This window comes from Streptomyces sp. CG4, assembly GCF_041080655.1.
GTDB lineage: Bacteria > Actinomycetota > Actinomycetes > Streptomycetales > Streptomycetaceae > Streptomyces.
On the sequence record NZ_CP163525.1, the window covers coordinates 6,540,014 to 6,564,274 of the forward strand.

21 protein-coding genes are annotated in these 24,261 nt (G+C 71.6%); 7 read left to right on the forward strand and 14 right to left on the reverse strand.

Features of this window, described 5'->3' with window-relative positions:
* Positions 1 to 5 precede the first annotated feature (5 nt).
* From AB5L52_RS29870 to AB5L52_RS29885, 4 genes are all read right to left on the reverse strand, one after another.
* The gene (locus AB5L52_RS29870; RefSeq protein WP_351569564.1) at positions 6 to 416 is read right to left on the reverse strand and encodes a transcriptional repressor; all 411 of its coding nucleotides are present in this window, start codon (positions 414 to 416) and stop codon (positions 6 to 8) included.
* Positions 417 to 479: 63 nt separating this feature from the next.
* A complete protein-coding gene (locus AB5L52_RS29875; protein WP_351020472.1) occupies positions 480 to 1,382 on the reverse strand; it encodes a metal ABC transporter permease in 903 nt (300 codons plus the stop codon).
* Complete coding sequence (locus tag AB5L52_RS29880) at positions 1,382 to 2,149, reverse strand: metal ABC transporter ATP-binding protein (protein WP_351569561.1); 768 nt, start codon at positions 2,147 to 2,149, stop codon at positions 1,382 to 1,384. Before AB5L52_RS29880 ends, AB5L52_RS29875 begins: the two co-directional genes overlap by 1 nt.
* 20 nt (positions 2,150 to 2,169) lie before the next feature.
* Entirely contained in the window at positions 2,170 to 3,129 is a 960-nt protein-coding gene (locus AB5L52_RS29885; protein ID WP_351569558.1) for a metal ABC transporter substrate-binding protein, read from the reverse strand.
* A gap of 172 nt (positions 3,130 to 3,301) precedes the next feature.
* Between AB5L52_RS29885 and AB5L52_RS29890 the strand changes: the two genes are divergently transcribed.
* Positions 3,302 to 4,684, forward strand: coding sequence for a glycine--tRNA ligase (locus tag AB5L52_RS29890; RefSeq protein ID WP_351020477.1), 1,383 nt, complete (start codon positions 3,302 to 3,304; stop codon positions 4,682 to 4,684).
* Positions 4,685 to 4,760: 76 nt separating this feature from the next.
* Here AB5L52_RS29890 and AB5L52_RS29895 read toward each other — a convergent pair whose 3' ends face one another.
* Positions 4,761 to 5,894: a hypothetical protein gene (locus tag AB5L52_RS29895; RefSeq protein WP_369367178.1), complete on the reverse strand. Its 1,134-nt coding sequence runs from the start codon at positions 5,892 to 5,894 to the stop codon at positions 4,761 to 4,763.
* A gap of 172 nt (positions 5,895 to 6,066) precedes the next feature.
* On the opposite strand from AB5L52_RS29895, the gene AB5L52_RS29900 reads away from it, so the two are divergent.
* Both AB5L52_RS29900 and AB5L52_RS29905 read left to right on the forward strand, forming a co-directional pair.
* A complete protein-coding gene (locus AB5L52_RS29900) occupies positions 6,067 to 7,077 on the forward strand; it encodes an aldo/keto reductase (protein ID WP_351020481.1) in 1,011 nt (336 codons plus the stop codon).
* Positions 7,078 to 7,103: 26 nt separating this feature from the next.
* Complete coding sequence (locus AB5L52_RS29905; RefSeq protein ID WP_369367179.1) at positions 7,104 to 7,700, forward strand: TetR/AcrR family transcriptional regulator; 597 nt, start codon at positions 7,104 to 7,106, stop codon at positions 7,698 to 7,700.
* Between the two features lie 18 nt (positions 7,701 to 7,718).
* Here the strand turns inward: AB5L52_RS29905 and AB5L52_RS29910 are convergent, their stop codons facing one another.
* The 4 genes from AB5L52_RS29910 to AB5L52_RS29925 form a co-directional block, all read right to left on the reverse strand.
* Positions 7,719 to 8,147, reverse strand: coding sequence for a hypothetical protein (locus tag AB5L52_RS29910; RefSeq protein ID WP_369367180.1), 429 nt, complete (start codon positions 8,145 to 8,147; stop codon positions 7,719 to 7,721).
* 133 nt (positions 8,148 to 8,280) lie between these two features.
* Positions 8,281 to 8,505 (reverse strand): hypothetical protein, encoded by a 225-nt coding sequence (locus AB5L52_RS29915; RefSeq protein ID WP_023550947.1) that lies wholly within the window; start codon positions 8,503 to 8,505, stop codon positions 8,281 to 8,283.
* Between the two features lie 136 nt (positions 8,506 to 8,641).
* Entirely contained in the window at positions 8,642 to 10,069 is a 1,428-nt protein-coding gene (locus tag AB5L52_RS29920; RefSeq protein WP_369367181.1) for an MFS transporter, read from the reverse strand.
* A gap of 94 nt (positions 10,070 to 10,163) precedes the next feature.
* Positions 10,164 to 10,670, reverse strand: a complete 507-nt coding sequence (locus AB5L52_RS29925) for a hypothetical protein (protein ID WP_369367182.1) — start codon at positions 10,668 to 10,670, stop codon at positions 10,164 to 10,166.
* 161 nt (positions 10,671 to 10,831) lie between these two features.
* On the opposite strand from AB5L52_RS29925, the gene AB5L52_RS29930 reads away from it, so the two are divergent.
* Positions 10,832 to 11,710, forward strand: coding sequence for a helix-turn-helix transcriptional regulator (locus AB5L52_RS29930; RefSeq protein ID WP_351020491.1), 879 nt, complete (start codon positions 10,832 to 10,834; stop codon positions 11,708 to 11,710).
* Positions 11,711 to 11,878: 168 nt separating this feature from the next.
* Here AB5L52_RS29930 and AB5L52_RS29935 read toward each other — a convergent pair whose 3' ends face one another.
* Positions 11,879 to 13,330: an MFS transporter gene (locus tag AB5L52_RS29935; protein WP_369367183.1), complete on the reverse strand. Its 1,452-nt coding sequence runs from the start codon at positions 13,328 to 13,330 to the stop codon at positions 11,879 to 11,881.
* Positions 13,331 to 13,376: 46 nt separating this feature from the next.
* Positions 13,377 to 14,801: an MFS transporter gene (locus AB5L52_RS29940; RefSeq protein WP_369367184.1), complete on the reverse strand. Its 1,425-nt coding sequence runs from the start codon at positions 14,799 to 14,801 to the stop codon at positions 13,377 to 13,379.
* A 101-nt stretch (positions 14,802 to 14,902) separates the two neighbouring features.
* On the opposite strand from AB5L52_RS29940, the gene AB5L52_RS29945 reads away from it, so the two are divergent.
* Positions 14,903 to 15,868, forward strand: coding sequence for a helix-turn-helix transcriptional regulator (locus tag AB5L52_RS29945; RefSeq protein ID WP_369367185.1), 966 nt, complete (start codon positions 14,903 to 14,905; stop codon positions 15,866 to 15,868).
* A 71-nt stretch (positions 15,869 to 15,939) separates the two neighbouring features.
* On the forward strand, positions 15,940 to 17,097 hold the full coding sequence (gene dusB / locus AB5L52_RS29950) for a tRNA dihydrouridine synthase DusB (RefSeq protein ID WP_351020973.1): 1,158 nt from the start codon (positions 15,940 to 15,942) through the stop codon (positions 17,095 to 17,097).
* On the opposite strand, the gene AB5L52_RS29955 is transcribed toward dusB, so the two are convergent.
* The 3 genes from AB5L52_RS29955 to AB5L52_RS29965 all read right to left on the reverse strand — a co-directional run bounded on the left by AB5L52_RS29955 (position 17,098) and on the right by AB5L52_RS29965 (position 22,577).
* Positions 17,098 to 18,666, reverse strand: a complete 1,569-nt coding sequence (locus tag AB5L52_RS29955) for a CDP-alcohol phosphatidyltransferase (RefSeq protein ID WP_369368999.1) — start codon at positions 18,664 to 18,666, stop codon at positions 17,098 to 17,100.
* A gap of 369 nt (positions 18,667 to 19,035) precedes the next feature.
* The gene (locus AB5L52_RS29960) at positions 19,036 to 20,973 is read right to left on the reverse strand and encodes a glycogen debranching N-terminal domain-containing protein (RefSeq protein ID WP_369367186.1); all 1,938 of its coding nucleotides are present in this window, start codon (positions 20,971 to 20,973) and stop codon (positions 19,036 to 19,038) included.
* Positions 20,970 to 22,577 (reverse strand): hypothetical protein, encoded by a 1,608-nt coding sequence (locus tag AB5L52_RS29965; RefSeq protein WP_369367187.1) that lies wholly within the window; start codon positions 22,575 to 22,577, stop codon positions 20,970 to 20,972. Before AB5L52_RS29965 ends, AB5L52_RS29960 begins: the two co-directional genes overlap by 4 nt.
* A gap of 142 nt (positions 22,578 to 22,719) precedes the next feature.
* On the opposite strand from AB5L52_RS29965, the gene AB5L52_RS29970 reads away from it, so the two are divergent.
* Complete coding sequence (locus tag AB5L52_RS29970) at positions 22,720 to 23,952, forward strand: ROK family protein (RefSeq protein ID WP_351569526.1); 1,233 nt, start codon at positions 22,720 to 22,722, stop codon at positions 23,950 to 23,952.
* Positions 23,953 to 24,261: the final 309 nt, after the last annotated feature.

A 24,261-nucleotide genomic window follows, 5' to 3' on the forward strand; every position in this document is an offset into this window, starting at 1 on the left:
GGCGATCAGCCTCCGGCGCAGTCGGAGCACGTGCCGAAGATCTCCACGGTGTGGGCCACGTTGACGTATCCGTGCTCCGCCGCGATCGCTTCCGCCCACTTCTCCACGGCCGGTCCCTCCACCTCCACCGCCTTGCCGCAGGTGCGGCAGACCAGGTGGTGGTGGTGTTCGCCGCTGCTGCAGCGGCGGTAGACGGACTCGCCTTCGGAGGTGCGCAGGACGTCGACCTCGCCGGCGTCGGCGAGGGACTGGAGTGTGCGGTAGACCGTGGTCAGCCCGACGGAGTCGCCCTTGTGCTTGAGCATGTCGTGCAGCTCCTGCGCACTGCGGAACTCGTCGACCTCGTCCAGGGCCGCTGCCACGGCTGCCCGCTGTCGGGTCGCGCGGCCCTTCACGGGCGGTCCAGCGGTCGTCACCGTTGCCTCCTCACGTCTCGCTTCTGCCCGGGCGGCCATTGTGCCAGTCCGGGCTGTCAGCGGTCAGACGCCGATCTTGTCCCCGGCTCCTCTCGTGGCCGGAATCGTGCACTCGGTCGGGTCCCCGGCCGGGTGCGCGGCCGCCGCCGCACGGGCGCGTCGACGGGCCACCGGCGTGGCCAGCGCCGTCATGGCCACGAACGCGGCGATGGTCAGCAGGACGATCGTGGCACCGGGCGGAACGTCCTGGTAGTAGGAGGTGATCGTGCCGCTGACGGTCACGGCCACCCCGATGGCCACGGCGATCACGAAGGTCGCCTTGAAGCTGCGGCTGAGCTGCTGCGCGGCCGCCACCGGCACCACCATCAGCGCGGACACCAGCAGCAGACCGACCACGCGCATGGCGACGGTCACGGTCACCGCCGCCGTCACCGCCGTCAGGAGGTTGAGCGCGCGCACCGGCAGGCCCGTGACCCGCGCGAACTCCTCGTCCTGGCTGACCGCGAACAGCTGACGGCGCAGGCCGAGCGTGACCAGCACCACGAACGCGGCCAGCAGACAGATCGATACGACGTCCGACTGCGAGACCGTCGAGAGCGAACCGAACAGGTACGTCGTCAGGTTCGCGTTGGAGCCCGTCGGCGCGAGGTTGATGAACATCACGCCGCCGGCCATGCCGCCGTAGAAGAGCATGGCGAGGGCGATGTCGCCGCGGGTCTTGCCGTACCAGCGGATCAGCTCCATCAGGACCGCGCCGAGGACGGAGACGGCGGTCGCCATCCACACCGGGGAGGCGGACAGCAGGAAGCCCAGGCCGACGCCCGTCATCGCCACATGCCCGATGCCGTCGCCCATCAGGGCCTGGCGGCGCTGGACCAGGTAGATGCCGACCGCGGGCGCCGTGATGCCGACCAGGACGGCGGCGAGCAGCGCCCGTTGCATGAAGGCGTAGTTGAGGAAGTCCATCAGCTCAGCAGTCCCGTGCGGAGAGGTTCGGCGCCCGCGGGTGCGTGCGGGTGTACGTGGTCGTGGCCGGGCAGGGCGTGCTGGCCGACCGCGCGGGGCGGCGGGCCGTCATGCAGCACGCAGCCGTCGCGGAGGACGACCGCCCGGTCGATCAGGGGCTCCAGGGGCCCCAGTTCGTGCAGGACGAGCAGGACCGTCGTCCCCTGTCCGACCTGTTCTCGCAGCGTCCGCGCGAGGATCTCCTGGCTGGCCAGGTCGACGCCCGCCATCGGCTCGTCCATGATCAGCAGTTCGGGCTCGGCGACGAGCGCGCGGGCGATCAGGACGCGCTGGTGCTGGCCGCCGGAGAGGGCGTTCACCGAGTCCCTGGCCCGGTCGGCCATGCCGACCAGTTCCAGGGCCCGCCGCACGGCCTCCCGGTCGGCCCCGCGGAACATGCCGAAGCGGGTGCGGGAGAGCCGGCCCGAGGAGACGATCTCGGTGACCGTCGCCGGGACGCCGCCCGCGGCCGTCGTCCGCTGCGGTACGTAGCCCACGCGCGCCCAGTCGCGGAAGGCGCGGCGCGGGGTGCCGAACAGCTCGATCGTGCCGCCGCTCGCCGGCACCTGGCCGATGATCGTGCGGATCGCCGTGGACTTGCCGGAGCCGTTCGCGCCGAGCAGCGCGACGACCTCGCCGCGGCCGACGGTGAGGTCGATGCCGCGCAGCACCGGGCGTGCGCCGAGCTCGGCGGTGACGCCGCGCAGGGCTATGACGGGTTCTCCCATGGTCCTGCCTTCCCTGTCGGTCACTTGGCGCCCAGCGCCTGCTGGAGCGCCTTGAGGTTGGCCTCCTGGACGGAGAAGTAGTCCTTGCCGCGGGACTTGGCCGTGATGCCCTCGATCGGGTCGAGGACGTCCGTCTTCAGGCTCGCGTCGCCCGCGATGGTCTTCGCGGTCTTGTCGCTGACGAGCGTCTCGTAGAAGACGGTGGAGACGCCGTCGGCCCTGGCCATCTTCTCCAGGTCCCTGACCCGGGCCGCGCTCGGCTCGGACTCGGGGTCGAGGCCGTTGATGGCTTCCTCGGTGAGGCCGTAGCGCTCGGCGAGGTAGCCGAAGGCGGCGTGGGTGGTGATGAAGACCTTGGTCCTCGTGTGCGCCAAGCCGTCCTTGAACTGCGTGTTCAGGTCGTTCAGCTGCTTGACCAGGGTCGCGGTGTTCTTCTTGTAGTCGGCGGCGTGCTTCGGGTCGGCCTTCTCGAAGGCCTTGCCGACGCCCTCGGCGACCTCGGCGTAACGCACCGGGTCGAGCCAGATGTGCGGGTCCTTGCCCGCCGACTCCTCGTTCTTGTGGGTGTCGTGCGCGGCCGCGTGGCCGCCGACCTCGTTGCCGTGCTGCTCCAGCGTGGTCAGGGAAGCCGCGTCGACCTTCGTCTTCACCGGGGACTGGGCCACCGCGTCGTCGACGGAGGGCTGGAGGTTCTTCAGGTACAGGACCGCGTCGGAGTCCTGGAGCAGCGCGATCTGCTTGGGGCTGATCTCCAGGTCGTGCGGCTCCTGGCCGGGGGAGGTGAGACTGGTGACGTGGACGTGGTCCCCGCCGATCCGCTCGGCGAGGAAGGCCATCGGATAGAACGACGCGACGACGTCGAACTTGCCGGCGCCGGCCGCCGCCGCGCTGTCGCTGGAGCAGGCGGAGAGCGTGCCGATCCCGAGGGCGGTGACCGCGGCTGCCGCGGCGGCGGGTATGAGGCGTCGTCGTACGTTCATGACAGTCATTTTCAACAAATATGGAAACCGTTGTCAACAACGGCTGGTGAGGGCCGTGAGCAGGGGGCCGATTTGGCCGTGGGGGAGCCTGCGCCGGTACCCTGAATCAATTCGCAAGCTGGAAGCTTCTCGCTTCAACGCCCGTCGTCGTAATCGTCATGAAGAGAGCACCGTGGCCGCCGACAAGATCGACACCATCGTCAGCCTGAGCAAGCGCCGTGGCTTCGTTTTCCCGTGCAGTGAGATCTACGGCGGACAGCGTGCCGCCTGGGACTACGGACCGCTGGGTGTCGAGCTCAAGGAGAACATCAAGCGCCAGTGGTGGCGCTACATGGTGACGTCGCGCGAGGACGTCGTCGGTATCGACTCGTCCGTCATCCTGGCCTCCGAGGTCTGGGTCGCGTCCGGCCACGTCGCCACGTTCACGGACCCGCTGACCGAGTGCACCGCGTGTCACAAGCGGTTCCGCGCCGACCACCTGGAAGAGGCGTACGAGGAGAAGAAGGGCCACGCCCCGGCGAACGGCCTGGCCGACATCAACTGCCCGAACTGCGGCAACAAGGGCCAGTTCACCGAGCCCAAGCAGTTCTCCGGTCTGCTCTCGACGCACCTCGGCCCGACGCAGGACAGCGGCTCGATCGCCTACCTGCGCCCGGAGACCGCCCAGGGCATCTTCACCAACTTCGCCCAGGTGCAGACGACCTCGCGCCGCAAGCCGCCGTTCGGCATCGCCCAGATGGGCAAGTCGTTCCGCAACGAGATCACGCCGGGCAACTTCATCTTCCGCACCCGTGAGTTCGAGCAGATGGAGATGGAGTTCTTCGTCAAGCCGGGCGAGGACGAGACGTGGCACGAGTACTGGATGGAGCAGCGCTGGAACTGGTACACCGGCCTGGGCCTGCGCACTGAGAACATGCGCTGGTACGACCACCCGAAGGAGAAGCTCTCCCACTACTCCAAGCGCACCGCCGACATCGAGTACCGCTTCCAGTTCGGCGGCAGCGAGTGGGGCGAGCTGGAGGGTGTCGCGAACCGTACGGACTACGACCTGGGTGCGCACTCCAAGGCCTCCGGCCAGGACCTCTCCTACTTCGACCAGGAGGCCGGCGAGCGCTGGACGCCGTACGTCATCGAGCCCGCGGCCGGCGTCGGCCGCACCATGCTGGCCTTCCTGCTCGACGCGTACGTCGAGGACGAGGCGCCGAACGCCAAGGGCAAGATGGAGAAGCGCACGGTGCTGCGCCTGGACCACCGCCTCGCCCCGGTGAAGGTCGCCGTGCTGCCGCTGTCCCGCAACCCCGAGCTGTCCCCGAAGGCCAAGGGTCTCGCCCAGGCGCTGCGGCAGAACTGGAACATCGAGTTCGACGACGCCGGCGCCATCGGCCGCCGCTACCGTCGCCAGGACGAGATCGGCACGCCGTACTGCGTGACCGTGGACTTCGACACGCTTGAGGACAACGCCGTCACGGTGCGTGAGCGTGACTCGATGAAGCAGGAGCGCGTGTCCCTCGACCAGATCGAGGGGTACCTGGCGCAGCGTCTGCTGGGCTGCTGAGCCCGCGGCGCACCAGCCGTCCTCCGCCCGCCCGCCCGCCGACTCGCTCGGCCGGCGGGCGGGCGTTCTCATGCCCTCATGTCCTGTCCGCCGTCACGATCACATACGCCGTCCTCGTCACGCGGCCGTGGTGGGAGACGATCGTGACCGGATAGCGGCCCGGCTTCAGACCGGCACGCAGGGTGGCGACGTCGAAGTAGCGCGCGCTGTCGCCGTCGGCGCCCTTGCTGGTGTCCCGGTGGAGACGGACGGCGTGGACGAACGCCGGGGACGTGGCGGTCAGCCGGGTCTCCTCGCCCGGGTCCGGGTACGCGTCGTGCCAGATGACCCCGACCCGCCCGCCGGCGCGGACCCTGATCTCGTGGTGCCCCTGGCCGGGGTAGCCCCTGCCCGGGTCGTAGAAGTCGGGGCCGTGCGGTTTGCCGAGGTAGTCGGGGTCGCCGGGACGGGCCGCCCTGACCTTCAGACGCTTCTCGGCGATGCGGTGGCCCTGCGGGCCGTACAGCTCGAAGGCGTAACTGCCGTCCGCCAGGCCGGGCTTGAGCGCCGGCACGGCCGAGAAGGCCCGCGGGTCGTAGTAGTCGATCAGGTTGTCGTGGACGAGCCGCACGGGCCGGGGCAGCGCCGGGGACCGCACGGTGAAGTCGGTGCCGCGCTCGCCCGGGTACAGGTCGTCGAAGCGCAGCGCCACCGGCTCACCGGGCCGGGCCACGCGCCAGTCCACGCCGACCGTGAACGACGGGCGTACGGAGCGGACGACCTGGATCCGGTCGGTGGCCACGGTGCGGCCCGCGACCGCCACCGAGAGCGGGTACCAGCCGGGCCGGTCCGTCATGGCGAGCGGTGCCACCGCCCCGTACGCGTGGTCGCCCTTGTCCCAGCGCAGCCGTACGGTCTTGCCGAACGCACGCGACTCGGCGGTCACCGCGTCGTGCCCCTCGGTCCGGCCGACGCCGTCGAGCAGGAGGGAGACCAGCTGCCCGGGGCGGGCGTCGAGCTGGCCGTTCAGGATCAGGAGGGGCTTGCCGGGCGTGGCCACGGGCGCGATCGGAGCGCTCGCCGTGCTCCCGGCGTTGTGCGCCGGCACGGCGGCACTCGGCTCGGCCCCGGCCCTGCCCGCCGAGGAGACGCACCCGCACAGCGCAAGACCGGCCGCTGCAACGCCCAGGGGCTTGAACCAGTTCATCGTGTTCCCCCACTTGTCGGTCACACGAGGAGATGCCGGAATTGCGCTGCGGGTTGTCCGCGGGAGGGCAAGGTTTTCTGCCAGGCCCGGGAGACCAGGGACGGTGACAGGTGGCCGCCGCCCGCGCCGGGCTGTGAATGACAAAGTTGGAATGACAGATATTGAAATCTGTCAGCTGTCATGGCATCGTGAAGGCATGACGATGCGAACCCGACACCTCGGAACGACCGGACCGACCGTCTCCGCCCTCGGCCTCGGCTGCATGGGCATGTCCGCGCTCTACGGCGAGGCCGACCGCGCGGAGTCCGTCGCGACGATCCACGCCGCCCTGGAGGCGGGCGTCACCCTGCTGGACACGGGCGACTTCTATGCCATGGGGCACAACGAGATGCTGATCGGCGAGGCCCTGCGCACCGCCCCGGGCGCCCTGCGCGAACAGGCCCTGACCAGCGTGAAGTTCGGCGCCCTGCGCGACCCGGAGGGCAACTGGAGCGGCCACGACGGCCGCCCGGCAGCGGTGAAGAACTTCGCCGCCTACTCCCTGCAGCGCCTCGGCGTCGACCACATCGACGTCTACCGGATCGCCCGTCTCGACCCGGACGTGCCGATCGAGGAGACGGTCGGCGCGATCGCCGAACTCATCGAGAAGGGGTACGTCCGGCACGTCGGCCTGAGCGAGGTCGGCGCCGAGACCATCCGGCGGGCCGCCGCCACCGCTCCGATCGCCGATCTGCAGATCGAGTACTCGCTGATCAGCCGGGGTATCGAGCGGGACATCCTGCCGACCGTGCGCGAGCTGGGCATCGGCGTCACCGCGTACGGCGTGCTGTCCCGCGGGCTGATCTCCGGCCACTTCGCCCGTGACCGGCAGCTGGCCCCGACCGACTTCCGCGCCCACTCGCCCCGCTTCCAGGGCGAGAACCTCCGGCACAACCTGAATCTGGTCGAGGCCCTGCGCAAGATCGCCGAGCAGAAGGGCGTCACGGTCGCGCAGATCGCCATCGCCTGGGTGCTGTCCCGCGGAGAGGACATCGTGCCGCTGGTCGGCGCCCGCACCCGTGAGCGGCTCGCCGAGTCGCTGGGCGCGCTGGACGTCACCCTGGACGCGGCCGATCTGGCGGCGATCGAGGAGGCCGTACCGGCGGACGCGGCGGCCGGCGACCGCTACCCGGCCGCGCAGCTGGCGCACCTCGACAGCGAGCGCTGACCGTGGCGCCGGGTACGGTCTAAGGCATGGCACCGCCCACCGAGACACTGACCGCCGAGCGCATCCTCGAAGCGACCGAGGAGGTGCTGCGCCGCCATGGCCCGGCCAAGGCCACCGTGGTGGACGTCGCCCGCGCGCTCGGCGTCAGCCATGGCAGTGTCTACCGGCACTTCCGCACCAAGGCGGCGCTGCGCGAGGCGGTCACCAAGCGCTGGCTGGACCGGACGTCTCACAAGCTCGCGGGGATCGTCGCCGCGGACGGCACGCCCGAGGAGCGGCTGCGGGCCTGGCTCGCGGCCCTGTTCGAGGCCAAGCGGCACAAGGCGGGGGACGACCCGGAGCTCTTCGCCACCTACACGGTGCTGACGGACGAGAGCGGGACGGCGGTCGGCGAGCACCTCGCCGACCTGACCGGGCAGCTGACCCGGATCATCGCGGAAGGGGCCGGGTCGGGCGCCTTCTCGGTGCCCGACCCGGCCGCCGCGGCCCGGGCCGTCTTCCAGGCCACCGGCCGCTTCCACGACCCCTGTTACGCCCGGGAGTGGACCGCTCCCGGCGTCGACGAGGAGTTCACGGCCGTAGTGGACCTGCTGATACGGGGACTTGCGTCACCTTCGCGGTGAGAGTGTGCCCGGTGGGGCTCAGCTCACCTTCACCGTGACGGTGGGCGAGACGACCTTGCCGGTCTTGTTCGCGGACACGACCCGAAGCTGGTGGGTGCCCTTGGGGAGCTTGGCCACCAGGGCGTACGAGCTGCCCTTCTTGACCGTCGTGGTCGCCTTCAGATTCGTCCACTTGCCGGACGCCAGGTGCTGGAGCGCCAGCGGGCTGCCGACCTTCAGGCCCTTGGTACGCCCGGTGAGCTTCACCGCTTCGCCGGCCTTCACCGAGGTCTTGTTGGCCGTCAGGGTGATCGAGGCCTTGGCGGCCATGTGGCTCGTGGAGGTCGCGGTCGGTGTCGGTGTGGGCGTGGCGGCGAAGGCTCCGGCCGTTCCGCCGGAGAGTAGCGCCACGGAGAGAGCACCGGCGCCGAGCGCGCGGCCGTAGCGATGGCGGAGTACCGAGGTCATGTGTGTCTCCTGTCGCTCGATGGACGTCTCCCAGGCTGAACCCGCCGGGGGAAAGCGGCCACTCGAGAGGTGACGGAGCGTGTCCTCGGTTGGTAAGAGCGCAGATCAAGCGCGGTGTTGAGGGCCGATGTTCTTACCTTGAGGGCTGCCGGGCGGCCGCCGGGTCGATCGTCGCCTGATGGGCCTCGGCCAGATGCTCCTCGGCCTTCAGCCACGGCAGGAACTGGGCGCCCCGGCGCCAGCCGCACGTGTCGCACCGGATGGTGCGCTGCACTCCCGTGCGGTGCACCCGCACGACGTGCTCCCGGCCGTGCTGGTCCCAGCGGCTGACCTTGCTCGTGCTGTTGCCCTGCGGCATGACGCCTCGCGCCTCCTCGCGTCGGGCACACCCCGACCGGGACAGGAGTGTGCAACAAGACGAACATCAACAGGGGGAGCTTCACATGGAGTTGTCCAAGCCGTGCCCCGCGACCTGAACCGCCGAACCCTCCGGCTCAGCCGACATGGCGGGGCAGGCGCAGGCTGAGCAGGCCGGTCAGGGCGATTCCGGCCAGCTGGAGCAGCAGCGTGGTGATCAGCGCGTCGCGCATGCCCAGGTGAGGCACGAGGGTGAGGAACAGGGTGCCGAGTGTCGCCACGCCGAGGGCGAGCGCGGACTGCTGGGTGGTGACCATCACGCCGCTGCCGACACCGGCCCGGGCGGGCGGCACCTCCGACATCACGAGCCGCAGGACGTTGGGCAGTTGGAGCGCCTGTCCGGCGCCGGCGACGGCCGCGCCCGGCAGCAGCGAGCCGACGTCCAGATGCGGCCAGTCCCGCCAGGCGGCCAGCACGATCAGCAGGATGCCCACACCCTGGACCGCGGAGCCCGCGGTGACGACGCGGGTGCCGTACCGGCCGATCAGCCGGGGCCCGGCGAGGGAGACGAACAGGAACGCCACGGCCATCGGCGCGAGCGCGAGCCCGGCCGGCACCGGACCCAGCCCGGCGCCCCGTTGCAGCGCCAGCGCGATGACGAACATGAACCCGCTGAAGCCGATCGAGAACGGCACCATCAGCACCAGACCGCGCCGCAGCGAGGCCAGCGCCATGAGACTCGGCGGCACCAGCGGGGTCCGCCCCGCCCGGTCGGCCCGCCGCTCCACCGCCCAGAACGCGCCGGCGGCGAACGGGAACGCGGCCAGCGACAGCCACGTCCACAGCGGCCAGCCCGTCGCCCGGCCCTCGGTGAGCGGGGCGAGCAGCGTCAGCAGGGACACCGCGAGCAGGACGGTGCCCAGGCCGTCGACGGGCTCGGGATGCTGCGACCGGGTCTCGGGCATGACGCGCACGGCCAGGATCAACCCGACCACGACGACAGGGACGTTGACGAGGAACACCGACCGCCAGCCCGTGCCCGCGACATCGGCGGCGACGAGCACCCCGCCGAGTATCTGCCCGGCCACCATGGACAGTCCGGCCGTGGCGCCGTACAGGCTCATGGCCTTCGCGCGGCGCGCGCCGTGCGTCGCGGACTGGATGGTGGCGAGCACCTGCGGCAGCATCGCGGCGGCCGCGGCGCCCTGTGCGACCCGCGCCGCGACCAGGCTCCAGGCGCCGGGCGCCAGCCCGCAGGCCAGTGAGGTCAGCCCGAACGCGGCCATCCCGCCGAGGAACAGCCGGCGCCGCCCGAACAGGTCCCCGAGCCGGCCGCCGAGCACCAGCAGTACGGCGTAGGCGACGCCGTACCCGGCGACGACCAGCTCCAGTACCGCCTCGCCCGCGTGGAGATCGGCACCGATGGTGGGCAGGGCGACGTTGACGATGAAGAAGTCGACCAGCGGCAGCGCCGCGGCCAGGAGAACGGTGAACAGTCCGAGCCCGCCGAGTGCGGGCGGTGCGGCCGTCGTGGGGACGGCCCGGGTGGTGACGGTCTCACTCATGTCCCCGAGCCTGCGCCATCGCTGAGCCTGGTACCAGAGTGTCCTCATCCTGGTAGCGGAACTACCTGGCAACAGGATGCGGCGCGCGGTCGCGTCAGCGGGACCGTCCCGGCCTTCGCCGCATCCGGGCGGCGAGGAGACAGCAGCCCCCCAGCAGGCCGACGCCTCCGACGAGCCCCCACTGCGGGTGAGCCGTGAGACCGTGCCGCACTTCCTCGGCGACTGACGGCTCCTCAGCTATCCAGAACCGCTTCTCCCTGACATCGTGCCCGCCGTGGCTCACCACACGCGCCGTGGCGGAGCCGGTCGGCGCCGCCGCGCGGAGCCGGGCCTTGCCGCCGTACTGGCGCCCGGACCAGGACAGCCGGACCGGCTGTTCGAAGGCGGACGAGGACACCTCGACCTTGTCCTGCGGAGAGTTCCACTCGTCCAGCCACCAGACCTCGACCTCGCTGCCCGGTCTCCCCATGTCGACGGAGAGCGTGGCCGAGGGCGCGCTCCGGCCGGGCGGCGAGTCGTCGGCCACGGCGGCCCCGGCGGTCGCGGCCGTGGCGAGGACGAGGCCGCAGGCGACCAGTGCGGAGCGGAAGGCGCGAGGCACCTGGTGATCCCTTCTGTATGACGTCTCTCTGTATGACGTCTCTGCATGGCGACGCATTGCTTTTACTTTATTCGCTCCTTTCCTTTCCTTTGCGTGGCGCGTCTTCATCCTGGTAGCAGAACCACCTGGCAACAGGATGAGAGGGAAGGCACCCTGGAGCCATGACGACGACGGCCATGGCTCAGGAGACCGCCCCGCGGCCGGTCCGGGGCTCGGAGATCCGGCGGCACGAACTGGCCGCGTTCCTGCGCAGCCGCCGTGAGCGCATCAGCCCCGAGCAGGTGGGCCTGCCGCGCGGGGCCCGACGCCGTACGCCCGGACTGCGCCGGGAGGAGGTCGCGCAGCTCTCCGCGGTCGGCGTCACCTGGTACACCTGGCTCGAACAGGCCCGTGACATCCAGGTCTCCGTCCAGGTCCTGGACGCGCTCGCCCGCACCCTGATGCTGGACGCCAGCGAACGCGCGCACCTCTTCCAGCTGGCCGGCGCCACCGACCCGACCCCCGCCGCGAGTTGCCCGAGCGTCACCTCGGCCCTGCGCGAGATGCTGCGCCGGCTGGAGCCGCTCCCGGCCTGCGTCCAGAACAGCCGGTACGACATCCTCGCCTACAACCGCACCTACGGCCGCCTCCTGTGCGACCTGGACGCCCTGCCGGCGGAGGACCTCAACTGCCTGCTCCTCGTGTACACCAACAGGGAGTGGCAGGACTCGGTCGTCCACCTGGAGGAGAGCCAGCGTCTGATGGCCGCCAAGCTGCGCGCCTCGATGGCCGGTCATCTCGGCGAGCCGGCCTGGAAGATGCTCCTGAAGCGACTGAAGACGGTGTCCCCCGAGTTCCGCGAGAACTGGGAGCGTTACGAGGTGGTCGACAGCCGCTCCAAGACCAAGGAGTTCCGCAACGCCCTCGTGGGTCGTCTCAGGCTGGAGCACACGGACCTCTGGCTGGGCCCGGAGTCGGGGGCCCGCATGGTGACGTACACCCCCGCCGACGAGGAGTCCCGCGAGCGGCTGGAGAAGCTGTACGAGATGGCGCAGCGGTAGGTCCGCGACGGGCGAAGCCACTCGTACGGTCGCGGACGAGCGGCCTCGCGTGGCCGGCGGGCGCGGGGACGACTCGGTCCCCGCCCGCCGCGACGGGCGACTTGCCCCGGCTCCTGGCCGAGTTCGGCCTCGCTTCCCGCGTCCAGGCAGCCTCGTCTCTCCCGGCCCTCAGGCCCGCGCCCCGGTCCCCGCGGCTTCCCGTACCTCCGGTGACGACAAGCTCTGCGCCGTGCGCTCGGCGGTGTCGCGTGCCCAGCGGCCGCTGGTCAGGAGGCCGAGGACGAGGACGGACAGGCCGCAGGCGCTGAGGATCCACCAGCCGGGGCGGGCCGCCGGGACGAAGGTGTCGCGGTAGGCGGAGGAGTTGATGCCGGCGGCCAGCACCGCGCCGACCACCGCGACGCCGAGGGTCTGGCCCAGCTGCCTGCTCGTGGAGGCGACCGCGGCGGCGACACCGGCCTGGGCGCGGGGCATGCCGGAGACGGCCGTGTTGGTGATCGGCGCGTTCACGAAACCGAAGCCGACGCCGAACAGGACGTAGCCGAGGAAGCGGGTGACGTTCGACGTCTCCGCCCCGAAGGCCGCGAAGAGGACGCCGCTCGCGGTCATCGCCGTACCGGCCACCAGGAGCGGCAGGCGCGGGCCGCGGCTGCCGACCAGGCGGCCGGACAGGGGCGCGCACAGGAACGTCGGCGCGGCCATCGGCAGCATCCACAGGCCCGCGTGCAGGGCGTCGAGACCGCGGACGTTCTGCAGGTAGAGGTTCGACAGGAAGAGGAAGCCGCCCAGCGCCGCGAACGCGCTGATCGCGATCACCGTGGCCCCGCTGAACGGAGCCGAGCGGAAGAAGCGCAGGTCGATGAGGGGTTCGGCACGGCGGGGCTCGTAGTGGAGCAGGGCGAGGAGCGCGGCCAGCGCGATCACGGCGAACGGGGCCACCGCGGCCGCGCCCGACTCCGGCGCCTCGATGATCGCGTACGTCATCGAGCCGAACAGGACGATGACCAGGAGCTGCCCGACCGGGTCGGGGCGGCGGGCCTTCGGCGCGCGGGACTCGGGCACGAAGCGGAGGGTGAGCAGGAGAGCGGCGAGGCCTACCGGGAGATTCATCCAGAAGATCGAGCGCCAGCTCACCGACTGGACGAGGAGACCGCCCACCAGCGGGCCCGCCGCCATCGATATGCCGACCACCGCGCCCCACACACCGATCGCGCGGGCCCGCTCCCGGGCATCGGTGAAGGTGTTGGTGATGATCGACATGGCGACCGGGTTGAGCATCGAACCGCCGATCGCCTGCACCATGCGGAACACCACCAGCAGGGACAGGCTCGGGGCGATCGAGCACAGCAGTGAGCCGACGGAGAAGACCACCAGTCCGGCCATGAAGACCTTCTTGCGGCCGATGCGGTCGGCCGTCGAGCCCGCGAGCATCAGGAGCGACGCGAGGACCAGCGTGTAGGCGTCGATCGTCCACTGCAGGCCGGAGGTGGTGGTGTCCAGATCGCGCTGCATGGACGGCAGCGCCACGTTCAGCACGGTGTTGTCCAGGCTCACGATCAGCAGGCTCATACAGCAGATCGCGAGCACGAGCAGACGGCGGCGATGGCTCAACTCGGGCATGCTCCCATCGTACGTGGATTTCAATAGTGTGTCTAACTAATGATCGCTACATGATCTTGGCGGGCAGCCGCAGGCCGAGCCATCCCAGCCCCAGCAGTTCCGCCGCCTGCACGGCGAGCACCACTGCCAGCGCCTGACGCATGCCGAGACCGGGGACGAGGGACAGGAACAGCGAGCCGAGCGTCGCGACCCCGACGGCCAGGCACGACTGCTGGAGCGTGGCCGCCAGTCCGCTGCCCGTGCCCGCCAGCCGGGCCGGGACCGCCGCCAGCAGGATCCGGTAGTACAGGGGCAGTTGGAGGCCCTGACCGAGGCCGCACAGCACCAGGCCGGGGGAGAGGGCGAGCGGGCTCAGGTGCGGCCATGGGCCCAGCAGCACGGTCGCCGTCACCGTGGCCAGACCCGCGATGTGCACCACCGCCGCCAGCGTCACCGCCCGCCCCCCGAACCGCCGTACGGCACGCGGCGCCAGCATCGACGCCGCGAACTGCGCCACCCCCATCGGCACCAGCGTCAGCCCTGCCCCCAACGCCCCGTAGCCGAGGCCCTGTTGCAGCGTCACCGCGCTCACGAACATCCAGCCCGCGAAGCCGATGAACACCGGCAGGCCCAGCAGCAGACCCCGGCGGACGTCCGGCGCGGTCAGCAGGGACGGGGGCAGCAAGGGGCTCCCGCCGGCCCGCTCCGCCCGCCGCTCCACTCCGTGGAACGCCGCCCCGCACAGCGGCGCCGCGCACAACAGCAGCACCGACCACAGCGGCCAGCCCGCCGCCCGGCCCTCGGTCAGCGGCAGCAGCAGCGCGATCAGCGTCGCCGCCAGCAGCGCCGTACCGGCGAGGTCGCCGCGGGCCGGCCGCTCGGCCCGGCTCTCCGGCACCGCCCGGAGCGCACAGACCAGGGCGGCGACCGCCACCGGCACGTTCACCAGGAACACCGCGCGCCAGCCGGTGCCGGCCAGATCGGCGGCCACCAGCACCCCGCCCAGCACCTGCCCGAGCACGACGGACACCCCGCCGACCGAGCCGTACAGGGCGACCGCACGGGCCCGCCGTTCCCCGGACGTCGTCGCGTGAATGGTCGCCAGCACCTGCGGCAGCAGCGCCGCCGACGCGGCACCCTGCGCGATCCGCGCCGCCACCAGCCACCCGGCGGTCGGTGCCAGCCCGCAGGCCAGCGAGGTCAGCCCGAAACCGGCCACACCCCACAGGAACAGCCGGCGGCGGCCGTGGCCGTCGCCGAGCCGGCCGCCGAGGACGAGCAGCACGGCGTACGCCACCGCGTACCCGGCCACCACCATCTCCAGCGTGGCCGGCGTGGCACGCAGATCGCGCTCGATCGTCGGCAGCGCGACATTGACGATAAAGAAGTCGATCATCGGGAGCGCGGTCCCGAGGAGGAGCGTGAGCAGGCCCAGGGGCGTCAGCCCGCGGGCCGGGGCTTCGGTCGGCGGAGAGATCGTCGTCGTGGTCACGCCTCGACTCTGGGACAGCTCCCAGCGGGGTACCAGGCGGTGCTCATCCAGGTACCGGCACCAACTGGAACCGGGCTACGGCGGGACGGCACCCTTGGTGCATGAGCATCGCAGCGCCGGAACACCGCACGGAGCAGCCGGAAGCGCGGCACGTCCGCGGGGAGCCGCCGACGGCGCAGCACATCCGCACCGAGCAGCCGACGGCACAGCACATCCGCGCGGAGCCACCGAAGGCGCAGCACATCCGGCGCCGGGAACTGGCCGCGTTCCTGCGCAGCCGGCGCGAGCGCATCACCCCGGAGCAGGTCGGCCTGGTGCGCGGCCCGCGTCGCCGTACGCCGGGACTGCGCCGGGAGGAGGTCGCCCAGCTCTCCGCGGTCGGCGTGACCTGGTACACGTGGATCGAGCAGGCCCGTGCCGCCCATGTCTCCGCGCAGGTGCTGGACGCCGTCGCCCGCGCCCTGCTCATGGACCCCACCGAGCGTGCCCACCTCTTCGCCCTCGCCGGGACCGCCGACCCGCGCACCGACCCCGAGTGCCCGGTGGTCTCCACGTCCGCGCGGAAGGTCGTCGAACGGCTCGCGCCCTATCCGGCCTCCCTGCAGAACGCCCGGTACGACGTCCTCGCCGCCAACCGCCCCTTCGCCCAGGTCTTCGGCGACCCCGCCGAGCTGCCGCCGGCCGAGCGGAACTGTCTGTGGCTGCTGACCACCAGCGAACGCTGGAAGCGGGACTTCCTCGACCGGGACGAGATGCTGCGGGACCTGATCGCCAAGTACCGGGTGGCCATGGCCGAGCATGTGGCCGAGCCCGCGTGGAAGGAGCGGCTGGAGGGGCTGCTGGCGGTCTCCGGAGAGTTCCGCGAGCTGTGGGAACGGCATGAGGTCGCGCCGATGTCCCCGCACGTCAAGCGGTACCTCCACCCGGTCGTCGGCCTGATCCGCCTGGAGCACCGCAACATGTGGCTGGCACCACAGCAGCCGGCCCACCGCGTGGTCGCGTACCTCCCCGCCGACGAGGAGAGCGAGGAGCGGCTGGAGAGGCTGGCGGAGCTGGCGGACGGGTGACCGGCCGGGTGAGGGACAATGGGTTCTTGCCCCGTGTCCCAGTGCCCTACATCCGTCCCGGAGCCCTGACGATGACCCACCCGCTCTCCATCGGCCCGCACGCCGTGACACCGCCCGTCGTGCTCGCACCCATGGCGGGCATCACCAACGCGCCCTTCCGCACCCTGTGCCGGGAGTTCAGCGGTGGCAAGGGCCTGTTCGTCAGCGAGATGATCACGACCCGGGCGCTGGTCGAGCGCAACGAGAAGACCATGCAGCTGATCAGGTTCGACGCGAGCGAGCGCCCGCGTTCGATCCAGCTGTACGGCGTCGACCCGGCGACCGTCGGCAAGGCCGTCCGCATGATCGCGGAAGAGGACCTGGCCGACCACATCGACCTGAACTTCGGCTGCCCGGTCCCCAAGGTCACGCGCAAGGGCGGCGGCTCGGCCCTCCCGTACAAGCGGAACCTGCTGCGCGCCATCCTGCGCGAGGCGGTGAGCGGCGCCGGTGACCTGCCGGTGACGATGAAGATGCGCAAGGGCATCGACGACGATCACATCACCTACCTCGACGCCGGCCGTATCGCCGTCGAGGAGGGCGTCACGGCGATCGCGCTCCATGGCCGTACGGCCGCCCAGCACTACGGCGGCACCGCCGACTGGGACGCCATCGCACGCCTGAAGGAGCACGTCCCGGAGATCCCCGTGCTCGGCAACGGCGACATCTGGTCGGCCGAGGACGCGCTGCGGATGGTGCGGGAGACCGGCTGCGACGGGGTGGTCGTGGGGCGCGGGTGCCTGGGGCGGCCGTGGCTGTTCGCGGACCTGGTCGCCGCCTTCGAGGGGCGCCTGGACGCCCGTGCCGAAGGCACTGATGGATGCAGTGCCCGGCCGTCGCTGCGGGAGGTCGCCGACGTCATGGTCCGGCACGCCCGGCTGCTCGGCGAGTGGATCGGCGACGAGTCCAAGGGCGTGATCGACTTCCGCAAGCACGTCGCCTGGTACCTGAAGGGGTTCGCGGTCGGCTCCGAGATGCGGGGGCGGCTCGCGATCACGTCCTCCCTGGAGGAGCTGCGGGCCGGCCTGGACGAGCTGGACCTCGACCAGGCCTGGCCGCTCGGTGCCGACGGCCCGCGCGGCCGTACGTCCGGCAACAACCGGGTGGTGCTGCCGGACGGCTGGCTCAAGGACCCGTACGACTGCGCGGGCGTGAGCGAGGACGCGGAGCTGGACACCTCCGGAGGCTGATCAGCCCTTCTTCGGGTGAGGGGTCGAGCCGTACGCCGTCAGGAAGCGGTCGCGGAAGGCGCTCATCTTCCACACCGGCGCGTTGTGCGCGGGCCGCAGGCCGTCGGTCCAGCCCCACCCGGCGATCTTGTCGAGGAGCTTCGGGTCCTTGGCGACGATCGAGACCGGCACGTCACGGCTGGCGTGGTTGCCGCTGGCGTGGGCGTTCGGCTGGTGGTCGCCGAGGAAGACCAGCACGGTGTTCTCGTTGCCGTAGCGCTCCAGCCACTCGGTCAGCGCCGTCACCGTGTACTGGACGGACTTGCCGTACTCCTCCTTGGTGTGCGTGTCGTCGGTGAGGGTGTAGGTCGACGGGTGGCCCGCCTTCTCGATGGAGTCGAAGACCGAGCCGTCGCCCAGCTGGTTCCAGGGGACCATTGTGGGGATCGGCGCCCAGGGGGTGTGGCTGGAGGTGAGGATGAGCAGCGACATACGGGACTTGCCGTCGGCCGGCTTCTTGCTGTGCACGCGGTCCTGGTACTGCTGGAGCGTGTACTGGTCCGGCATCGTCGACCAGCTGAACTTCGGTCCCTTGTAGCCGAGTTGGAAGGCGTTGTAGACCCTGTCCAGGCCGTACCACTTCTGCTCCGGCCACCCCTTCTGCACGCCCGGCATGACGCCGACGGTGTCGAAGGCTCCGGTCTTCTTGAACGCGTCGGTCAGACTCATGTGGTCGCTGGCCATGACCGTGCGGTAGCGCTGCTGGTCGCTGATCCACAGGCCCGACATGGTGGTGGAGTGCCCGAGCCAGCTGCTGCCGCCGTAGGTCGCCGAGGTCAGCCAGCCGCTCCTGGCGTGGAAACCGGCCTTGGCCAGGGCCTTGGTGCGCGCGTCGAGGGTGCTGTCGACCCCGGGTGCCATGACCGGGTCCTCGACCGCGCTGCGGCCGTAGCTCTCGATGAACGTGAAGATCATGTCCTTGCCGCGCAGATCCGGCACCAGCTGGCTGCCCGGGGTGTTCCCGAAGGCGTCCACCCTGGCCACCTTCTCGAACTCCGCCTCGTCCCGCAGGGTGTTCCGCGCCTGCCGGACCTGCCCCTTCAGCGCGGTCGCGGTGCGGTCGACGGCGAGCGGCGTGCCGGACATCTGCACACCGAGCGAGGAGCAGGTGATCCAGACGACGCCGGCGATCAGGGTGCCCCGGGTCGCGATGCCGGAGTGCCGGGCGAGCAGGTTGGCGAGCCGGACGGTCGACAGCGACAGCAGCGTGAACAGCAGCAGTACGACGGCGATCACCCCGGCCGTGACGGCGAGCGTGGTCGTACGGCCCAGCGAGTCCACCAGATACGACTGGGCGTCGCCGAGCAGGCTCCAGTCGAGGACGGGGTTGAAGCCGCGGCCCAGGTACTGGTTGAAGCCCATGTCGAGCAGGTTCAGCACGGTCAGCGCGGCCAGCGCGACCCCGGACACGACGGCCAGCGCCACCCTGGGGCGGCGCGGCAGCGCGAGCATCACGGCGGCCCCGATCACCCCCTCCGCCGGTATCCGCACAAACGTCGAAAGCTCCAGCCCGTCCATGGAGTTCGGCATCACGAGCGCGGCGACGACGAGAACGGCGGCGAGCACGTCGAGCGCGCCGGACAGCACCCGGACGACCTCGGGATGCCCCTCCCGCCAGCGCCGCGTACGCGTCCGCCAGGCGACCCAGGGACGCCGGAGCCGGGCGGCCCACAGCCGCCAGGAGGGGCGGGGAGTGGGCGCGGGCGTTGCGACGGGGGCGTCGTCGTCCGGTGCTCCGGTCTCCAGCTGGCGCGTGCTCGTGTCCTGAGACACCCGAGGTCCTTCCGTACGACACCCGTGACGTCACTCCGTACGGCCACCCCACAACCCCTGTTCACAGCACAGGGCAAACACCTGGCAAACGCTCACCGCACCCACCCAGGGGCGCGCGGAACTGCGCTACCCACCCCCCACCGCCGTGAGCAGCGCGAGCGGAACCGCGGCCGACCGCGATTCCCGCACACACGCATGCGGATAGGGAACCGGCTCCGGATGCGTGTCCCTCCCGTACCCCGCCAAAACCTCCGGCAGCCGATGCCCCGCCACCGTCGCCGCGTCGATCAGCGCACGCGCCACCGTACGGGCCTCGTCGTGCAGTCCGTACCGCGCAAGCCCCAACGTGATCAGCGCGTTGTCGTGCGGCCACACGGAACCCCGGTGATACGACATCGGGTGGTACGCCGCCTGCCCCGCGGCCAGCGTCCGTACGCCCCAGCCGGAGAAGAAGTCCGGCTCCAGCAGCCGACGGCCCACCACCTCGCCGTACTCCTTGTCCAGCAGCCCGGACCACAGCAGATGCCCGGCGTCGGAGGCCAGCGCGTCGATCTGGCGGCCCTCGCCGTCCAGCGCGAGCGCCGGGAAGGAGCGCTCCGGCATCCAGAAGTCCCGCTGGAACCGGTCCCGCAGATCGGCCGCCCCCTGCTCCAGCAGCGCCGCGTACGTCGCGTCGCCCCAGGCCGTGCGCGCCAGCCAGGCCGTGCGGCGCAGCGCGTCGTACGCGTAGCCCTGCGCGCCCGCCGCCATGACCGCGCCGGTGGGCCGGGTGCCGTCGGCGCAGCAGATCGCGCCGGGGGAGTCCTTCCAGTTCTGGTTGGCGAGGCCGCCCTCGTCGGCGCGGTAGACGAGGTAGCCGCGCGAGGTCAGGCCGCCGTGGTCCAGCATCCAGCCGACGGCGGCACGCGCGTGCGGTTCCAGGCGCCGGGCCGGGACCTGGTCCCCGGTCTGTTCGGTATACGCGCCGAGCAGGATCAGGAACAGCGGGGTCGCGTCGACCGAGCCGTAGTACCGCCCGAACGGCACCTGCCCGAAGTGCGCCAGCTCGCCGTGGCGTACCTCGTGCACGATCTTGCCGGGCTGGGCGACCGGAGACAGTGCGGTGCCGGTCGCCTGGGTCGCGGCGAGCGCGGGGAGCGTCGCGGCGGCCAGCTCCGGGCGGTACGGCAGCGCGAACAGCGAGGTGAGCAGGGCGTCGCGGGCGAGAAGGGTGAGGAACCAGGGGGCTCCGCCGGCCGGCACGCGCAGTTCCTCGCCGTCCGGTCCGGTGGCCGGCACCTGGAGCGCGGCGAGGTCGGCGAGGCCGCGTGCGCAGGCCGCCGCCAGCTCCGGCCAGCCGCTCGGGAAGGCCACGCCCTCCATGAACTCCCCTTCCAGGGCGAGGAGTTGTTCGTCCTGGGACGCGGGGTCGCGGGGCACGCGCAGGGCGCGCTTCTCGCCGTGCGGGCGGGCGATCACCCGGAGCAGCAGCTCGGTCGTGCCGTGCGGATCCAGACCGAGGGTCCACACCAGGCGCCGGGCGCCGGTGCCGGTCTCCTCCACGGCGTCGGGAGCGGGGTCGGCGGTGATGGTCGTACACGAGTGCCATTCGGCGCGCCGGTAGGTGAACTCGATGCCGTCGTCGAGGACTTCACGGGAGCGTACGGCACCGGGCTTGGCGTAGGTGCGGTGGTCGGAGCGGAGTTCGAACTGGTCGGTGAAGTCGGCATCGGCGGTGATGGCGAGCCGGACCGTGGTCGGCTCCGGGCGGTTGCTGGTCACCCGCAGCGACTCCACGAACGAGCTGTCGCCGACCGCCTGCCGGCGGAACAGCGTGTGCGCCGCGGGCTCCTGCCGGCCGCCGCGCGGGACCAGCACACAGCGGGCCGCGTCGCCGTCGGTGACCGGGGTGAGCGCCTCGGGCACGGCGCCGTCCACGGTGAGCTGCCAGCGGCTGAGATGCCGGGCGTCCCGTACGAACAATCCGTCCGGGGCACCACTGCCCCGGACGCCGCTGATGTCGCCCCGGTCGCCCACGGCGGCGAACGTCGCTCCGTGCACGAGCAGATGATGCCGGTCGGTCATCCCCGGTCTCCTCCTTCGTCACTGCTGTCGAACGTGCCGGTGGCTGCCTTGGACACGCCCTCGCCGGGGCGCTTGGGAAGGTCTTTGTGCAGCTCTCGGCGCGGGTCCGGGTGCCTGTCCCGGTGCACCTGGCGCGGGTCCCGGTGCAGTTGGTGGTGCAGGTCGAGGGCGAGCGCGGCGGTCCAGCCGAAGCCGGTCGCGCCGCAGGCCTCGCCGGTGTACGGGTCGACGTACTCCGCGAAATCCGTGGTGTCGGCGAGGTGCAGCACGGCCGCGCGCAGCGCGTCGGCCCGCTCCCGCCGGCCGTGCACCCGCAGGCCCCGCTCCAGCAGCCAGTTCGTGTTGAACCAGGCCGGCCCACGCCAGTACCGGTGCGGGTCGAAGGCCTTCCCGAGCAGGTCGTAGCTGGGCACGAGCCGGGTTTGCCCACCCAGCCCGAAGTGCGGGCCGCACAGCGTGCGGACCAGCGCGGCGACGACCTCCTGCGGCAGCCCGGGAAGAACGAGCGGCACCAGCCCGGAAACCCCACGCTCCCGGATCAGCCCGGACGCCCCCCGCTCGCTGATCGCCCCGCCGCCCCGCAGGTCCCGGCACAGGAACATCCCGGCCGTCGGGTCCCACAGCCGTGTCACCAGAGCCGCCGTCAGGCGTTCGGCGCGGATGTGGCGGGCGGTGCCGGGTGCGCCCAGCTCCGTGGCGATCCGGGCCAGCGCGTGTTCGGAGGCGATGAGCAGGGCGTTGAAGGCGGGATCCTCGACGGCGAACTCCCCGTCCCCGGCGCTGTCGCTCCCGCCCGCCCCAGCCCTACTTCTCCCGCCCGCCCCGCCCCTGTCGCTCCCGCCCGCCCCATCCCTGTACCCGGCGTCCCGGTAGTCGGCGGCCAGCCGCACGTACCGCCCGTAGTCGAGATCCGTCGGCCGGTCCTCGGGGGCGCCGTGGGCGAGGTCGGCGCGGCGGAAGGAGCGGGCCGGGGCCGGGGTGATCCGGGCCAGCGGGGCGTCCCAGCAGGGGCTGTTGTCCATGCCCTGCTCCCAGGGGTGGACGACCGACACCAGCCCTGCGCCGCCCAGGTCCCGGTGGTGCAGCAGATAGCGGTGCCAGGCGGCCAGCCGCGGATAGACCCGGGCCAGAAAGCCGCGCGCCCGGGACAGGCCGGGGTCGGCGCAGTGCACCAGCCAGGCCGCCAGCGCGTGCACCGGTGGCTGCACGATGCCCGAGGTCTGTACGGTGCGCGGGGCGCCCGCCGGGCGCCCGGCGGTGGTGGAACGCCAGAAGTCGGGGCTCGGGAAGTACGCGTCGAGCGGCACGGAGGGGTTGAAGACGATGTGCGGGACGCGTCCGTCGGCCCACTGGGCGGCCAGCAGCGTCTCCAGCTCCGTCTGGGCCCGCCGCGGAGAGACGTGCCGCAGGCCGATCGCGATGAACGCCGAGTCCCAGGACCACTGGTGCGGATACAGGTTCCGGGAGGGGACCGTCGAGCTGCCCGTCCAGTTCGCGTCGAGCACCTTGGCCGCTCTGGCGGGTAAGGACGCCGCGGCGGCCGGGGGACCGTACGCGACCTCGTACTCCGTGGGACGGGCAGTGAGCTGCGTGCTGCGATCCACTCGGGGCTCCCCGAAGACGAAGGCGGAGACGAAGACGCCCGGCCGAGCCGACCGGTTCTGTTGTTACGACCGTAGAGTTACGTCTATTTAACACGCAAAACTCAATATGTAATGCATGGTTGGGAAACACAAGGGGGTGCGCATGCCCGACCGTATGACCGACCGTCAGGACAGGCCCGGCAGACGGGCCGGCCAGGCCGGCGCCGGAGAGCTGCTCGCACTGGTACGCAGCGGCCGGGCCGTGACACGCGGTGCGCTCCAGCAGGTCACCGGGCTGTCCCGGGCGACCGTCGGGCAGCGCCTGGACCGGCTGTTCCGGGCCGGCTGGCTGCGCGAGGGCGCGGGCGGCCCGGTCGGCTCGCCGCTCGGCGGCCGCCCCTCCATCACCCTGGAGTTCGACGACGGCCACGCCGTCGTCCTCGCCGCCGACCTGGACACCCGGCACGCCCGCGCGGCCGTCCTCGGCCTGACCGGCGAGATCCTCGCCGAGCACTCGGGAACCCTGGTCGTCGAGGACGGCCCGGAGGCCGTGCTCGGCGAACTCGGCCACTGGTTCGACCGGCTGCTGGAGAAGACCGGGCGACCGGCGGCGGACGTCTGCGGCATCGGCCTCGCCGTGCCCGGCCCGGTGGACACCGGGACCGGCCGGGTGGTGCAGCCCCCGATGATGCCCGGCTGGGACGGCTACGACATAAGGGGCCGCCTCTCCCGCGCCTTCACCGAGCACACCGGCGCGGCGGCGGTCCCGGTCCTGGTGGACAACGACGCCAACTTCATGGCCTACGGCGAACAGCGCGCCGGACACCCCGACTGCGCGGCCTTCGTGCTGGTCAAGGTGTCCACGGGCATAGGCGCCGGGGTGGTCGTGGACGGCGCGATCTACCGGGGGATCGACGGCGGCGCGGGCGACATCGGGCACATCCGCGTCGGCGCGGACGCGCTGTGCCGCTGTGGCTCGCACGGCTGTCTCGCCGCCGTCGCGAGCGGCGGCGCCGTGGCCCGCCGGCTGGCGGAGAGCGGGGTGCCGGCCGCCTCCGGCGCGGACGTACGGGACCTGCTGGCCGCCGGTCATCCCGAGGCGACGGCACTGGCCCGTGAGGCCGGGCGCCAGGTCGGTGTGGTGCTGGCGACGGTCGTGACCCTGCTCAACCCCGGCGTGCTGATGATCGCGGGCGATCTCGCCGGCACGCCCTTCCTCACCGGATTGCGCGAGCTGCTCTACCAGCGGGCGCTGCCGCGCTCCACGGCCCACCTGGACGTCGTCACCTCGCGGCTGGGGGAGCGGGCCGCGCTCATCGGAGCGGGGGCGCTGGTCGTGGAACACCTCTACGCGCCGGAGCGGGTCGAGGAGCGGCTGCGGGCGCTGGGCGTGTGACGCCGCTGCTGCCGGGCGTGTGACGTGGGTGTTTCCGGGATCGGAAGCGGTCCGCATGGTGAAATCCGGCGGGCTGTGGCAGCGTGATTCTCGCCACCCTTGATAAGGGTTGCGCTCAGATGAGCGGATCTTGGGCGACTGCACTTCTCCAAGGGGTGGCACTGGGTGCCACCCCTTGATCGTTCATCGATCGAAATCAGACGTGCAGGATGACCGCTCATTTGAGCGGAATGCCTCGCGTTTGGGGATGCTTGCGTTCAAGAAGTGAAAACATCCGGCCCTGCTGGCTTGCCAAGCTTTGACTTTCGA